The 14,699-nt window shown below is 46.1% G+C and carries 13 protein-coding genes, 1 tRNA gene and 1 other RNA gene; 14 read left to right on the top strand and 1 reads right to left on the bottom strand.

Annotated features, from left to right (window positions below):
• Positions 1-6: 6 nt before the first annotated feature.
• Positions 7-1,467, bottom strand: coding sequence for an extracellular solute-binding protein (locus ACS5WU_RS02465; protein ID WP_302760424.1), 1,461 nt, complete (start codon positions 1,465-1,467; stop codon positions 7-9).
• Positions 1,468-1,625: 158 nt separating this feature from the next.
• On the opposite strand from ACS5WU_RS02465, the gene ssrS reads away from it, so the two are divergent.
• The 14 genes from ssrS to scpB all read left to right on the top strand — a co-directional run bounded on the left by ssrS (position 1,626) and on the right by scpB (position 14,648).
• Positions 1,626-1,805, top strand: a non-coding RNA gene (gene ssrS / locus ACS5WU_RS02460) — 6S RNA.
• A 10-nt stretch (positions 1,806-1,815) separates the two neighbouring features.
• A tRNA-Gln gene (locus ACS5WU_RS02455) sits at positions 1,816-1,889 on the top strand.
• A gap of 203 nt (positions 1,890-2,092) precedes the next feature.
• A complete protein-coding gene (gene eno, locus ACS5WU_RS02450) occupies positions 2,093-3,382 on the top strand; it encodes a phosphopyruvate hydratase (protein WP_046444392.1) in 1,290 nt (429 codons plus the stop codon).
• 161 nt (positions 3,383-3,543) lie between these two features.
• The gene (locus ACS5WU_RS02445; RefSeq protein WP_302760425.1) at positions 3,544-5,208 is read left to right on the top strand and encodes an AMP-binding protein; all 1,665 of its coding nucleotides are present in this window, start codon (positions 3,544-3,546) and stop codon (positions 5,206-5,208) included.
• A gap of 22 nt (positions 5,209-5,230) precedes the next feature.
• On the top strand, positions 5,231-6,067 hold the full coding sequence (gene lgt / locus ACS5WU_RS02440; protein WP_235811579.1) for a prolipoprotein diacylglyceryl transferase: 837 nt from the start codon (positions 5,231-5,233) through the stop codon (positions 6,065-6,067).
• Between the two features lie 171 nt (positions 6,068-6,238).
• On the top strand, positions 6,239-7,651 hold the full coding sequence (locus ACS5WU_RS02435) for a nicotinate phosphoribosyltransferase (RefSeq protein ID WP_302760426.1): 1,413 nt from the start codon (positions 6,239-6,241) through the stop codon (positions 7,649-7,651).
• Positions 7,652-7,861: 210 nt separating this feature from the next.
• Entirely contained in the window at positions 7,862-8,704 is an 843-nt protein-coding gene (locus ACS5WU_RS02430; protein WP_046444389.1) for an NAD(+)/NADH kinase, read from the top strand.
• 10 nt (positions 8,705-8,714) lie between these two features.
• Positions 8,715-9,167: an arginine repressor gene (locus tag ACS5WU_RS02425; protein WP_046444388.1), complete on the top strand. Its 453-nt coding sequence runs from the start codon at positions 8,715-8,717 to the stop codon at positions 9,165-9,167.
• A gap of 16 nt (positions 9,168-9,183) precedes the next feature.
• Positions 9,184-10,887: a DNA repair protein RecN gene (recN, locus tag ACS5WU_RS02420; protein ID WP_302761651.1), complete on the top strand. Its 1,704-nt coding sequence runs from the start codon at positions 9,184-9,186 to the stop codon at positions 10,885-10,887.
• Positions 10,888-10,904: 17 nt separating this feature from the next.
• Complete coding sequence (locus ACS5WU_RS02415; protein ID WP_046444386.1) at positions 10,905-11,672, top strand: sporulation initiation factor Spo0A C-terminal domain-containing protein; 768 nt, start codon at positions 10,905-10,907, stop codon at positions 11,670-11,672.
• The gene (locus ACS5WU_RS02410) at positions 11,669-12,499 is read left to right on the top strand and encodes a purine-nucleoside phosphorylase (RefSeq protein ID WP_465088911.1); all 831 of its coding nucleotides are present in this window, start codon (positions 11,669-11,671) and stop codon (positions 12,497-12,499) included. Before ACS5WU_RS02415 ends, ACS5WU_RS02410 begins: the two co-directional genes overlap by 4 nt.
• A gap of 184 nt (positions 12,500-12,683) precedes the next feature.
• Positions 12,684-13,379: a site-2 protease family protein gene (locus ACS5WU_RS02405; RefSeq protein WP_052740570.1), complete on the top strand. Its 696-nt coding sequence runs from the start codon at positions 12,684-12,686 to the stop codon at positions 13,377-13,379.
• On the top strand, positions 13,354-14,100 hold the full coding sequence (locus tag ACS5WU_RS02400; RefSeq protein ID WP_302761656.1) for a segregation and condensation protein A: 747 nt from the start codon (positions 13,354-13,356) through the stop codon (positions 14,098-14,100). Before ACS5WU_RS02405 ends, ACS5WU_RS02400 begins: the two co-directional genes overlap by 26 nt.
• Positions 14,097-14,648, top strand: coding sequence for an SMC-Scp complex subunit ScpB (scpB, locus tag ACS5WU_RS02395; RefSeq protein ID WP_059109290.1), 552 nt, complete (start codon positions 14,097-14,099; stop codon positions 14,646-14,648). The genes ACS5WU_RS02400 and scpB overlap by 4 nt, the downstream gene beginning before the upstream one ends.
• The last annotated feature ends 51 nt before the right edge of the window (positions 14,649-14,699 follow it).

The following is a 14,699-nucleotide window of genomic DNA, read 5'->3' as shown; positions in this document are numbered from 1 at the left end:
CCTCTATTATTTCTGTGTTTCTTCTAATTGTTTTTTCAGATCGGCCACCCATGCTGAAAAGTTTTCGTCATTGTCATATACCGCCACAGCTTCGCTTCGGCTTGTTCCTTCCGCCATAGCGGTAAGAACGGCTTCACGGTCAGCCGCAGCTTTATCGGAAAGGGAATACTCCAGAATGTTTCTTGCGTCAAATCCGTTTTTGAATGCTTTATTTGTATAGAGCTGGTCATTTTGTACCTGACCAATAGAAACGAGCACGGATTCCTCCAATGACGTTGATATGTCGGCTGAATTTTCAAAGGTCTTCTCAACAAGGGCAGTATCATTCGCCTCGTTTTTAACGGGGAGATAACCGGAGGTAACTGAAAAATCGATATTGCGCTGCGTATCGGTAAACCATTTTAAAAATTCTGCCGCCGCGTATTCTGTCTTTTCATCCGACTTCGTAACGACCATTCCCGCACCTTGCTGAATGCTGTAACGCTCCGCCCCTTCAAAGCAGGGGTTCTCAAGTACAACGCCTTCGATAGGATAACTTTCCGTATCGTTGATCGTCACTTCGCTTGGAAAATAGGTTGCACCCGTTGTGGAGCATACCAAGGCAATCAGATCGCCGGTTTTCGCATCATCGGAACGGAATTTGCCAAATGCGCCGAAATAACCGTTTATATAAGGTATATAATAATTATCCCATAACTTCCGGAGCGCGTTCTCGTCAAGGTTAAAGGTTACTTTTCCGTCGCTTGAGACATCAAAAAGTGTGATGCCCTGCTGCTTCATTCCGCTGATTAAATAATTCGCCATTACATCGCGGCCAAAAAAGGTTTTCCCATCATCCGCTTCTGGAGTAAGACTGTCGGTCCATTCGTAATACTTCCGGGCGGTTTCGGTAATCCCTTCGATGGTTGAAATATCTTCGTAGGTTGCGCCCGTCGCCTCCGCAAATTTGTCCCAATCGGTTTTATTGAGCATCATTACTTCCGTTGATTTTGCGGTTGGGAATATCTTCAGGGAATTTGACTGGTCAAAACGACCTTCTTCTATATATGAGGGAACATACTGCTCAAGCTCTTCCTGCGTGAAGTATGGATCGAGGTCTGCTACGACGCCAAGCTGGTCAAGTTCATATGCCGTATCGGCATAAGCGGCAAAGATGTCCGGGATATCGTCTGCGCCTACTTTTTTATTGGCTGCGTCGGATACCTTTGTAAGCAGGTCGCTCACGCTGCCCTGGTTAAAAGCTTCAACTACGATACCTTTTTCCTGGCCGATTGTTTCGTTGAATTCAGAAACCATATCATCAAAAGCAATCTTTTGCGGACCGTTATAATAATGCCAAACTTCTAAAGATACTGGATTTGACGAGTCTAGTTTCACGGCAGACTTATCCGTAGAACAGCCTGTTACGAGCATTACACAAACCGTAAGAAAGGCTGTAGCAATCCAAAGGACACGAGATTTTTTCATTTTGTTCCCCCAATAATATGAAATAGTAATACCTATCTTATCATATATTTCAATGTATGTGAAGCGTTTAGGCGAGAAGGGGAATATTTAAAAATTGAAATTAGGGTTTACAAAAATATATTCTTTATGATATGATATTAGACGAACAAAAGAGATTCAGTTTCCTGGGGTGTGCGTAACGCTTTGTGTTTTAAACCCACATTCTAAATTCGGGAATCAGATGTCTTTACAGCGGTGTGCAGGTCCGTTACGTGCGGAAAGCCTAAAGCTGTGAGCGGGATACCCACCTGCCGTGAGGCGGGTTTTAGAATCAAGGCGTACGGCACTTTGGGGCATATTTATAGAGATAGCGGAATTGTGTAATGGTAGCACAAACGACTCTGACTCGTTTAGTTAAGGTTCGAGCCCTTATTCCGCTGCCAGATTGGGATAAAGCTTGCTTTGTCCCTTTTTTATTATCTCATCGTTTTGAATGCCGCAGTGCATGTAATTCCAAGTGAGTTTATCGATTGAAAGCCATATACACATCCCATCCCAAAAAATCTTCTTAAAATTGGGCGTTAAGCTTCTCGTTTGCGTTTACTAATAGAAAACAGATAAATATTGAAAACAGGAGGATATCTCTATGAACAAACCGTATGAAATCGAATCGGTGCACGGAAGGGAAATCATTGATTCCAGAGGAAATCCTACGGTAGAAGCCGAGGTGATGCTCGCGTGCGGTGCAACAGGTACTGCCAGCGTGCCGTCGGGTGCATCCACAGGAATGTATGAGGCGCATGAATTGCGTGATGAAGATATGGATCGGTTTGGCGGAAAGGGTGTCCTTACTGCGGTTAAAAATATCGATGAAAAGATTTCCACTGCAATCCGTGGTATGGACGCGTCAAAGCAAATACTGCTTGACCAAACGCTGAACGAACTTGACGGAACGCCAAATAAGGCGGGCCTTGGCGCGAATGCAATTCTTGCAGTTTCGCTTGCAAATGCGCGGGCGGCTGCAAACGCGCAGCAGGTGCCGTTGTATCATTATCTTGGCGGAACGATGGCGCGCGTTTTACCCGTGCCGATGATGAATATCTTAAATGGCGGAAAACATGCGTCAAACAATATCGATGTACAGGAATTTATGATCGTGCCCCTAGGGGCGCCAAGCTTTCACGAGGCTCTTCGGTGGGGAGTTGAGGTCTATCATGCGCTCGGCTCGATTTTGAAGGGAAAGGGACTTTCTACCGCCGTGGGCGACGAAGGAGGCTTTGCACCTGATCTTGCCAGTGACGAGGAAGCCATTGAAACCATATTGGAAGCGATTCAGGCGGCAGGATATAAGACTGACGATATTGGTATCGCACTGGATGCCGCAAGCAGCGAATGGTATGCAGACGGTCAATATACGATGCTCAAAAAGCAACAACAGTTGAAGGAAGAAGAGCTGATCGCCCACTGGAAAAAATTGAGCGATAAATATCCGATTCTGTCGATTGAGGACGGTCTTTCAGACCGCGACTGGGAAGGATGGACGGAGATGACAAAACAAGTGCCCGTCCAGCTTGTGGGGGACGATCTGTTTGTCACCAATACCGAGCGGCTGCAAAAAGGAATTGAGACAGGCGCGGGTAATTCGATACTGATTAAAGTAAATCAGATTGGTACGCTTACGGAGACCTTCGAGGCGGTATATATGGCGGTAAATGCAGGATATACGGCAATTATTTCCCATCGTTCAGGCGAGACGGAAGATACGAGTATTGCAGATATTGCTGTGGCTACAGGCGCCGGGCAAATCAAAACAGGCGCTCCCAGTCGTACAGATCGCGTTGCAAAATACAACCGACTGCTTCGCATTGAAGAGGCCCTTGGAACAGCCGCCGTATATGCAGGGCGCGATGCTTTCAGGAAAAGAAAAAGTTTATAAACCATATCATTTAACAATCGTTTCAAAAAAGAACGCATACTGCGTTCTTTTTTTTCGGGAACTGGAGCAATAAAATCTTTTAGGCCTAATATTGCTAAAAGAGTATATTTTTGATAGAATGTAAAAGTTAAGTTTTAAGAATCTCAAGGAGGCACTCACAAATGTCTGCACTGATGGAAATAACGATCGGGGATTTATTGGAAAAGCAAGCGGCGCAGTATCCGGATCATGATGCTGTTATCTCGCCTTATTTGGATGTTCGCTATACTTATAAGGAATTCAACGAGCTGACAGATCGGGTTGCGCGCGGATTCATGGGAATGGGGATTCAGAAGGGCGATAAAGTCTCGATTTGGGCGAGCAATTATCCGCAATGGATCATCACTCAGTTTGCAACTGCTAAAATGGGGGCCGTTATGGTTACGGTCAACACAAATTATAAACAATTTGAGCTCGAATATTTGCTCAAGCAGAGCGACACGACAACGCTCATTATGATGGGCGGGGTTAAAGATAATTATTACGTCGACCATATCAACGGCCTTTGTCCGGAGCTTAAGGACAGTAAGCCCGGCGAACTCGTTTCAGAGAAGCTTCCATTCCTGAAAAATGTTATTTTTCTGGACGAGGAAAGGCATCCGGGTATGTTTTTGTGGGACGATATTTTTTCCTTTGCAGACCGCGTATCGCAGGACGAGCTTGAAGCAAGGAAGAAGGAACTCGACATCCACGATGTCATTAATATGCAGTATACGTCCGGAACAACCGGGTTCCCAAAGGGCGTTATGCTGACGCACTATAATTTGGTTAATAACGGCATGGCAATCGGGGATTGTATGAAGTTTACGCACAATGATATTTTGTGTATTCCGGTTCCGTTGTTCCATTGCTTTGGCTGCGTGCTTGGCGTAATGGCGTCTTATACCCATGCGGCAACAATGGTGCTGATCGACCACTTCAATCCGGTTAAGGTTATGAACGCGATTCAAATGGAAAAATGTACCGCAGTACACGGCGTGCCGACAATGTTTATTTCCATGCTGGATCATCCGGATTTTGATAAATATGATTTTTCTTCGCTCAGGACGGGCATTATGGCGGGTTCACCTTGCCCGATCGAATTTATGAAGCGCGCAATGAGCGACATGAATATGAGTGAAATTACGATTACTTATGGTCAGACGGAAGCTTCTCCCGCGATGACGATGACGACTACGGACGATCCGCTCGAGGTTCGCGTAGCGACCGTTGGAAAACAGATTCCGGGTGTGGAAGTCAAAATTGTGGATCCTGAAACAGGGGAAGACGCGCCGTTTGACGTACAGGGAGAGATCGTTGGCCGCGGTTATAATATCATGAAGGGCTATTACAAAATGCCTGAGGCAACGGCGCAGGCTGTCGATGAGGAAGGTTGGCTGCATACGGGCGATCTTGGTACAATGGATCAGAACGGCTATTTTAAAATAACAGGCCGTCTAAAGGATATGATCATTCGTGGCGGAGAGAATATTTATCCGCGCGAGATTGAGGAATTCCTGTATACAAATGAAAAAGTGCGCGATGTACAGGTAATCGGCGTGCCGGATAAGCGTTATGGCGAGGAAGTGCTTGCCTGCATTATTTTAAAGGAAGGCCAGAAAGCGACAGAGGAAGAAATGATCGAATTCGTCAAAAATGGTCTTTCGAGGTTTAAAGCGCCACGCTACGTGCGTTTTGTGGACAGCTTCCCGATGACGGCAAGCGGAAAGATACAGAAATATAAGATGCGCGAATGGGCGATCGAGGAACTGGACCTTAAAGATGCGGCTAAAATAGAAACCGCCTGAATAAAACTGGGGAAATGATGATATGAGTATGCCGGATAAAATAGCGATCCATAATTTATTTGGAGTAGAGGGACTGGATGTCGCGTGGTATGGAATTTTGATTGCGTGCGGCATTGTCCTTGGCGTTCTTGTTGCCATATACGAAGCAAAACGCAGGGGATATACTTCGGAGCTGCTGATCGATTTTATGATTTTGGCATTGCCACTGTCTATTGTTGGGGCGCGTATTTATTATGTGGCTTTTGAATGGGAATATTATTCGCAGCACCTCGATGAGATCGTTGCGGTCTGGAATGGTGGAATTGCGATTTATGGTGCGTTGATCGGCGGTATTATTGCGGCGGTCATTATTGCAAAATGGCGAAAATTTCCGCTCGGGAGGCTGCTTGATATATGTGCGCCGGGCCTGATTCTCGGTCAGGCGATCGGTCGGTGGGGAAATTTTGTCAATCAGGAGGCTTATGGCCTTGTGATCAACGATCCAAATTTGCAGTTTTTCCCATATGGCGTATTTGCACAGGCAGACGGGCAATGGCACCTTGCAACTTTTTTCTATGAAAGCATGTGGGACCTTGGCGTTTTGGCACTGCTGCTATGGTATTCGCGAAAGGCAAAGCACGATGGAAATGTATTTGCAATGTATTTGATCGGATATGGTATCGGAAGATTTTGGATCGAAGGGATCAGGATACAAACGCTCGAGCTCATGCCCGGCGTTCCCGTTTCCCAGTTCCTGTCTGCGGTTCTGGTTGCGATTGGCGTAATCTACCTGATTGTGATGCGTAAGCGTAATAAGCCAAATGCGCTTTATGAGGGACGGTACTGCAAAACAGAAAAAACAGAGCCTGAAGAGGCTTGATTTAGTGATAAAAAAAGCGGAAGATGATTCCGCTTTTCATTTTTTATACACAGCACCGGATGCCCTTGCGCGAGAAGGGATTTCGGATCATGAAGCAGGTCACAGCATTCGCGTGACTAAATATTTTAAACAAAATAAAATAGGTAGGTGTTATTCTTGAGAAATCTGACAATGCTGACCGATCTGTATCAGCTTACAATGATGTATGGGTACTACAAGGCCGGCAAACACGACGACACAGCGGTATATGATCTGTTTTTCAGACGGCAGGGGGATGAAACGAATTATGCAGTCTGTGCGGGACTGGAGCAGGTGATTGATTTGATCAACAATCTCCGGTTCGAAGAAGACGATATCAAATATCTTCGCTCCCTTGGCCTTTTTGACGAGGAATTCATGGATTACCTGCGGGAGCTTCGTTTTACCGGGGAAATTTATGCCATTCCGGAAGGAACAGTCGTTTTTCCAATGGAGCCGCTCGTAAGGGTTAGCGCGCCAATCAGCCAGGCACAGCTTATCGAAACGGCTTTGCTTAATATGGTGAATCACCAGACGCTGATTGCAACAAAGGCGAGCAGGGTTGTTTATGCCGCGCAAGGCGATGCGGTTCTGGAGTTTGGACTGCGCAGGGCACAGGGGCCTGATGCGGGAATTTACGGCGCACGGGCGGCTCTGATCGGTGGTTGCACGTCAACTTCAAATGTCCTGACAGCGCAGATGTTCGGCGCTACGGCTGCTGGAACGCATGCACATAGCTGGGTTATGAGCTTCCCGGACGAGCTGACGGCGTTCCGGGCCTATGCACAAACATTTCCATCTGGCTGTATGCTTCTCGTGGACACCTATGATACGCTGAAAAGCGGCATTCCCAATGCGATCACCGTATTTAAAGAGCTGCGGGAAAAGGGTTATGAGCCTGTGGGAATCAGGCTGGATTCCGGCGACCTGGCGTACCTTTCCAAGCGTGCGCGTAAAATGCTGGATGATGCAGGTTTTCAAAATGCAAGGATATTTGCATCGAGCGACCTTGACGAATATACGATTGCCGATTTGAAACAGCAGGGCGCTAAAATTGATGTATGGGGCGTTGGAACAAGGTTAATCACGGGCCATGACCATCCTGCGCTTGGAGGAGTATATAAGCTGAGCGCAAATATTGTGGATGGCGAAATGATTCCAAAGCTTAAAATCAGTGAAAATGTCTGGAAAATCACAAATCCGGGTATCAAGAAAATAAAACGAATTTACAGCAAAGCTGACGGCATGGCGATTGCGGACCTTATCATGCTGGAATCCGAGGAGATCGATGCAAATCTGCCCCTTACGATATTCGATCCGATTGAAACATGGAAGAAGATGACAATCGTTGATTATGAGCTGCGCGACCTGCTGGTTCCTGTTTTTGTGGATGGCAAGCAGGTTTATGAATCTCCCTGTCTGAAGGATATCCAGGAATATGCACGTAAGGATATGGCGACCTTCTGGGATGAATTCAGGCGCATCAAGCGTCCGCATCTTTATAAGGTGGATCTGTCGGATGGCCTTTACAACCTGAAAAAGAAGCTTCTGAACGAGAAAAAATAGAAGAATCAACAGCGTTTGGATTGGAAATCAAAATAGAATATGTTATAGTAGGTAAAACGGCATTCGTTTTCATATTAAGGAAAGAAATACGGGTGCCGTTTTGTTTTTAACGGATTTATCCATTGAAGATAAGATATGCGTTTTATCTTGAATATCTATTCATTTTTAGTGTATAATAAGTAAAATAAATGTTTTGGATGAGAGGTGCCCATGCTGAAATTCGGCCTTTATACAAATGCAGATAAGGATCCGGACCTGCTTGCGACCAAAGAAGTGATACGTATCTTTGAAGAAGAGGGCTGTGAAATTTGTTACGACGATGAAACCGCCGGGCTTCTTGACATTTCTGAATATACGGACGCTTCCGAAGCAGATGTGCTTTTCATATTGGGCGGAGACGGCACAATTCTTCGTGCGGCGCGAAAATATGTTTCCTTTGGTACGGCGCTTGTAGGAATCAATATCGGTCATTTGGGTTTTATGAGCGAGATCAATCTGCCTGATGTGAGAATGATGATCCGCTGCATCAAGGCGGGGGATTACGTATTTGACGAGCGAATGATGATGCAGGCAAAAATCACAGGGAAGGACCGTTCCTTTATTGCGCTCAACGATTTTATCATCACAAAGGAAAACCGAACCCGCATGGTGCGCGTAGACCTGTATGTGAACGGAAATCTTGCGGAGCTTTATAATGGAGACGGCCTCGTGATAGCAAGCCCTACAGGTTCTACGGCATATTCCCTGTCGGCGGGCGGCCCGATTATTGCGCCAAACGTGAATTGTTTCTTGATTACGCCGCTTTGCTCCCATTCGCTTTATGCACGCAGTATTGTAACGCGGTATAGCGATACGATCATGGTAAAGCCCCATGAGGGGGAGTCGGACGTCACGCTTTCGGCAGATGGGCAGGAAACGTATTTCCTGACGGATCAGGATGAGGTCACGATTCAAAAGTCGCAGTTGAAAGCGCGTTTTTTGCGAATCACAAACGATCACTTTTTCCCGCAGCTCAAGGACAAACTTGCGCAGTGGAGCATCACAAAAAAATAGGAGCAAATTCATGAAATCCAAAAGACAAAATAAAATTTTAGATCTCATTGAAAACAATGAAGTGGAAACACAGGAGGAGCTTGTAACGCTTTTGAACAAGGCTGATTACAGGGTGACGCAGGCGACGATCTCGCGTGATATCAAGGAGTTGCACCTCATTAAGGTACAGTCCTCCTCCGGAGCGTATAAATATGCAGTCAATAAAAAGAATAAAGCGAACGATATGGATATCATGATGCGTATTTTCAAGGATACTGTTATGTCGGTGGACAGCGCGGGAAACCTTGTAGTGATCAAGACGCTTTCAGGCAGCGCGAATGCTGCGGCAGAAGTGGTGGACAGTCTCCATTACAGCGGCGTGATGGGAACCCTTGCCGGCGATAATACGATTTTTGTAGCGACCGTATCAGAGCAGGCGGCGGAAGAAATAGCAGAACGTTTTATTAAAATGGTTAATAAGTAGGAGAAAGCAGTAAAGCATGATACACAGCCTGACAGTGAGAAACATCGCGCTGATCGATGAACTGAATATTGAATTTTCAGGTGGGCTTAATGTCCTTTCCGGCGAAACAGGCGCGGGAAAGTCTATTGTTGTGGATTCCATGAATTTGTTGCTTGGGGAACGCGCAGACCGCGAATTGATCCGTTCCGGGCAGGAAAGGGCGCATGTAGAAGCTGTGCTTTCTATCGAACCGGCTGCTTTTGAACGTTTTTTTGAAGAAAACGGTCTGGAACCGGACGAAGAATTGATTCTGTCGCGCGATCTGTCATCCAGCGGGAAAAATATATGCCGTATCAACGGCACGGTCGTGACTTTGGCGACGCTGAAAGAGCTGACCGATCAAATCATAGACCTTCACGGACAGCACGAGCATCAGTCCTTGCTTTACGCGAAAAACCATCTTGCTTTTGTTGATAATTATTCCAAAAAACAGACGGAGCCGATAAAAGCAAAAATTGCGGATTTATACGCACAGTTAAAGGGCTTTGAGGCACAACTGAAAGCCACTGGCGGGGATGAAAAAGAGCGGATGCGCACGATTGACCTTTTATCATTCCAGATTGGAGAGATTACCAAAGCTGAACTGAGCGAGGGGGAACGCGACGCATTAAAGGAAGAACGCGAAAAGCTGAGTAATGCACAGTCTATCGTACAGACGCTCAATATGGGATATATGCAATTATACCTTGGCGGGGAAGACGGCGGCAGCGCGCTTTCCCTCGTGCAAAGCGCGATTACCGGCTTAGAGCAGATAGCCTCCTATGACGGGCAGTATCAAAAGACGCTTGAACGGCTGCGCGAAGCGGCTTATGAGATGGAAGAATGCGCCCATGACATGAGAAGCTATTCAGAAAATGTTTTATTTGACGAGCAGAGGCAGACAGAGATAGAAGAGCGGATCGAGCAGATCAATACGCTTATGCGGAAATATGGGGGTACGGAAGAAGAAGTTCTTGCGTACTGCGCGGATGCACAGGAACAGCTTGAACGGCTGCAAAATGCGGAGCAGCTCGCGGCAAAGCTGACTGTGGACATAAAATTGATTCAGGAAAAGCTGTATGCCGAATATATCAAATTATCCGCGGAACGGAAAAAGGCGGCGCAAAAGCTGTCAAAAAATATACTTGCCGAGTTGAATGATCTTGGCATGGAGAACGCGAAATTCGAAGCGCGTTTTGCGGAACTTCCCGCTCTGGAGAATACCGTTTTTTCAGGCGGCGGGATCGATGAAATGGAGTTTTATATTTCAACCAACATGGGAGAACCCTTAAAGCCGCTTTCGAAAACTGCTTCGGGTGGTGAAATATCGCGCATTATGCTTGCGTTTAAAAATATATCTGCGGGTATTGATGATATATCGACCTTGATTTTTGATGAGATCGATACCGGAATCAGCGGAAAAATGGCGCTTGTTGTTTCAGAGAAAATGGCGTCAATCGCGAGGTCGCGTCAGGTGATTTGCGTTACCCATCTTCCCCAGATTGCGGCAATGGCAGATACGAACTTTTTGATTTCAAAGAGTTCAAAGGGGAACACGACGAATACTATGGTAAGAAAGCTCAATAGAGATGAAACCGTGCAGGAAGTTGCGCGTCTCTCAGGGGGTGTCGAGACGGAAAGCTCCAGGAAATATGCGGCGGAATTGATTGAGAATGCCGAGCAATTAAAAAATGCGTTTTAAACGGGCGGAGGATTGCGTTGACAAGATTCAGGCGCACATTAATAGTTGAGCAAAGTAATGAATATGTCAATCAGGTCCGGGATATACTACAGGATGTTTCGGATTCGTTTTATGGTACGACAAGCGGAGAAGAAGCCTTTGAACTCTATGACAGATATCATCCTGATCTGGTTCTTGTCGAGGCGATTTTACCAGGATACGACGGTTTTGCGCTGATGGAGCACATGCTTGCCGATAAGGATGTTGTAAAACTGGTTCTTACCTCCCTGAGTCAGGAGCTGATCATCAAAAAGGCGTTTGAGCTTGAAGCCAATTATATCTTTGTAAAACCATATGTAAAAAAGATATTTGTCGATCGACTGCTTGATGCGGCGGATTTGCATACGTACAACAGGTCGCTTAGCCTTCTGGATGGCGACCAGCTTTTGAGTGCGCGGATTTCAGTGGTACTGAAACGCCTTGGAGTTCCCGCCAATATTCAGGGCTATAAGCTTTTGAAGGGTGCGCTTTTGCTTGTATGCCGAAATCAGCAGAGTATTCGTCCGCTCAATAAAAACATATACCGTCCGCTGGCGCTGAAATATGGTTCCACTGAAAAATGTGTGGAACGCAATATCAGGCATGCGATTGAAACGGCTGCGGACAGGGGTGATCCGGATGCTTTTATCGAATACTTCGGCTATACGATCAGCGCAGAAAAGGGTAAGCCGACCAACGGAGAGTTTATTGCCGCATTGGCGGAAAAAATATTATTACAGTTTGAATCTGGAAAGGAAACAGAATGAGAGAGAGACTTACGATAGCAAAGAATTATATTGAATCCAAAACGGATTTTAAGCCGGAAGTTGTTATTGTTTTAGGTTCGGGGCTTGGCGATTATGGCGATACGGTCGATGAAGTCGTCGCAGAGTTCTGTTACGCAGATATCCCGGGCTTTCCGGTATCAACCGCACCGGGGCACGCCGGGAAGCTGACCTTCGGATGTAAAGAAGGGAAGAAGATTGCTCTTTTATCCGGACGTTTTCATTGCTATGAGGGCTATACCGCGTCAGAAACAGTCGTACCGCTGCGCACGCTTTTAATGCTTGGCGCAAAATATGTATTGCTGACCAACGCGGCCGGAGGCGTCAATCTGGATTTTTCCGCAGGAGATTTGATGGTTATCACAGACCATATCAATTTTTCTGCGAACAACGCGCTTACAGGACCAAATATCGACGAGCTTGGGCCGCGTTTTCCTGATATGTCCTTTGCTTATTCCGGAGAGCTGAACGATCTGCTTGACGAGGTGGCAGCGGAGGAAAAGATCGACTTGCAGCATGGCGTATATGGATACATGGTAGGGCCGTCTTACGAAACACCGGCAGAAATCCGTGCGCTCAGGGTGCTTGGCGCTGACGCGGTTGGAATGTCTACGGTGCATGAGGTAGTGGCTGCATCCCACGCCGACGTAAAAACCGTTGCAATTTCCTGTATCAGTAACCTTGCGGCAGGCGTTGCAAAGCATGCGCTTACAATGGAAGAGGTCATGGAGGCGGGCAAAATGGTCGCATCGAAAATGCGCGCTCTCGTTGATGGTTTCCTGAGAAAATTAGGTAGCGCAAAACTTTGATTATCATCGTAGAATATGTTAGAATTTACTAATACGTCTTTCATGGCGATGTGGTTGCGGTTTCTCAAATGGATGTGAAAGCAACCGTTGTGTGGAACTGCTATGCAGCATACATTCTAATGTGCGTACCGTGCACTGGCATTTGTTTATATGCTGTAAATTATGAAAATATGAGGTTTGTCAGATGATTTTTAGCAATTTTGCAAATCCAAACTATTGGATGGCGCTTTTGTATAGTATTCCGGCAGTGTTGCTGGCGCTTTCTATTCACGAGTATGCGCATGCGTACGCCGCTTATAAGTGCGGCGATTCAACTGCGCGCAACCTTGGAAGGATGACGCTTGATCCGGTGAAACATCTTGATCCGGTCGGGCTTATTTGCCTTCTGTTGTTCCGATTTGGCTGGGCGAAACCCGTGCCGATCAATTCACGTAATTTTAAGCATCCAAAGAGGGATAACATCATTGTATCGCTTTCGGGTATTATTGCTAACTTTATCACCTCGTTTATTGTCGCGGCGATTCTCTTTATCAGTATGGCGCTTGGATTTATCAACGAGATATACATTCATATTATGGTGCCGATCATGGTTCTAAGCATTACGCTTGGTATTTTCAACCTGATCCCCATTCCGCCGCTTGACGGGTTTCAGTTCCTGAGCAGCTTCCTGCCGTATAAAGCGACAAAGGTATTGAATGTGCTTTACCGCTATGGGTTTATTATCCTTTTGATTTTGATTATAACTGGCTTTACAGGCTGGCTTCTGGGAAGCTTCACGATCTGGCTGATCAATGTCTATGATTCTTTCTTCAGCCTGTTTGTACCTCAAATGAAAGGAATGCTTCTGGGTTCGTATGTGTTCGCATATTCCGCTTTTTAAGCTTGCCCGGTTTGAAGGGCCGCTGGATTTGCTGCTGCACCTTGTCAGCAAGGCGAAGATAGACCTGCAGGACATTTTTGTTTCGGAGATTACGGAGCAATATCTTTCCTATATGGAAGAAATCAAAGAGCTTGATATGGATCGCGCCAGTGAATTTTTGAATATGGCGGCAACGCTGCTATACATCAAATCACGTTCGCTTCTGCCTGCGCGGCGCGAAGAAACGGAAGATGAGAATTTTGTTGATCCAGAAACAGAGCTCATAGAACGCCTGCGCGCATACAAACTTTACAAGGAAGCAAGTGAAAGGCTTGCCCGGATGGAAAGCGGTGCAAGCGGCGTTTATTATAAGCTGCCGGAAGAGATTATCGACGCCGATCAGGAGATCGTTATTGAAGGTACAGATACGGACGCACTCTATCTTGCTTTCCTGTCGGTTCTGAAAAACAGGAAAAAAGAACCGGTTCAATACCGTAATGTTGAAATCAGGCAGGATATGTTCAGCATCAGGGTACAGAAGAAAAAAATTCTGGAGCGTCTGCAACGTGAAAAAAAGATATCCTTTTTTTCCCTGTTTGAGGAAAAGGCCACTCATATGGAGATAGCGGTTACCTTTATCGCCCTTCTTGAGTTATGGCACATCAGCAAGCTGATGATCAACCAGAAGGCAGCTTTTGGGGATATTATTCTGGAGCAGCAAAACGGAGGGATGGCAGATTGAACAAAAACGAAATATGCGGAGCGGTAATGGCTACGCTTTTTGTGGCGGGCGACGCAGTTGAAACTTCTGTATTTGCACAGCTTTTTGATATGGATGACGATGAACTTGACGTGATCCTGCAGGAAATCATCGAAGAAAAGAAAAACAGGGAGGAAGGGCTTCTCTTAACGCGAATTGGAGACAAGCTGCAATTATGCACAAATCCGGTGTATGGAGGCTATATTAAAGACCTGCTTGCTCCGGATGAGCATACGTCTCTTTCTACCTCTGTTTTGGAAACGCTCAGCATTATAGCCTATAAGCAGCCGGTCACGCGGGCGGAGATTGATGAAATAAGGGGCGTACGCTCAAATTATGCAATCTCTACATTGAGGGAAAAAGGGCTTATCGAAGTGATCGGACGAAAGGATGTGCTTGGCAGGCCGTCGCTTTTCGCAACGACGGATGAATTTTTAAGACACTTTGGAATTGCATCGCTTGAGGAGTTGCCGAAAATTGATTTTGAAGCGTTGGAGGAATCCTCACAGGCCGATGAAGACAGCTTTTAAATACCATAGGAGTGCCGAAACAAATTGGGTTCGCGCTCCTGTTTTTGTATG

Source organism: Christensenella sp. KGMB01412 (assembly GCF_055522415.1).
Note: the sequence above shows the minus strand (reverse complement) of the source record. Positions and strands in the feature narration are given on the sequence as shown.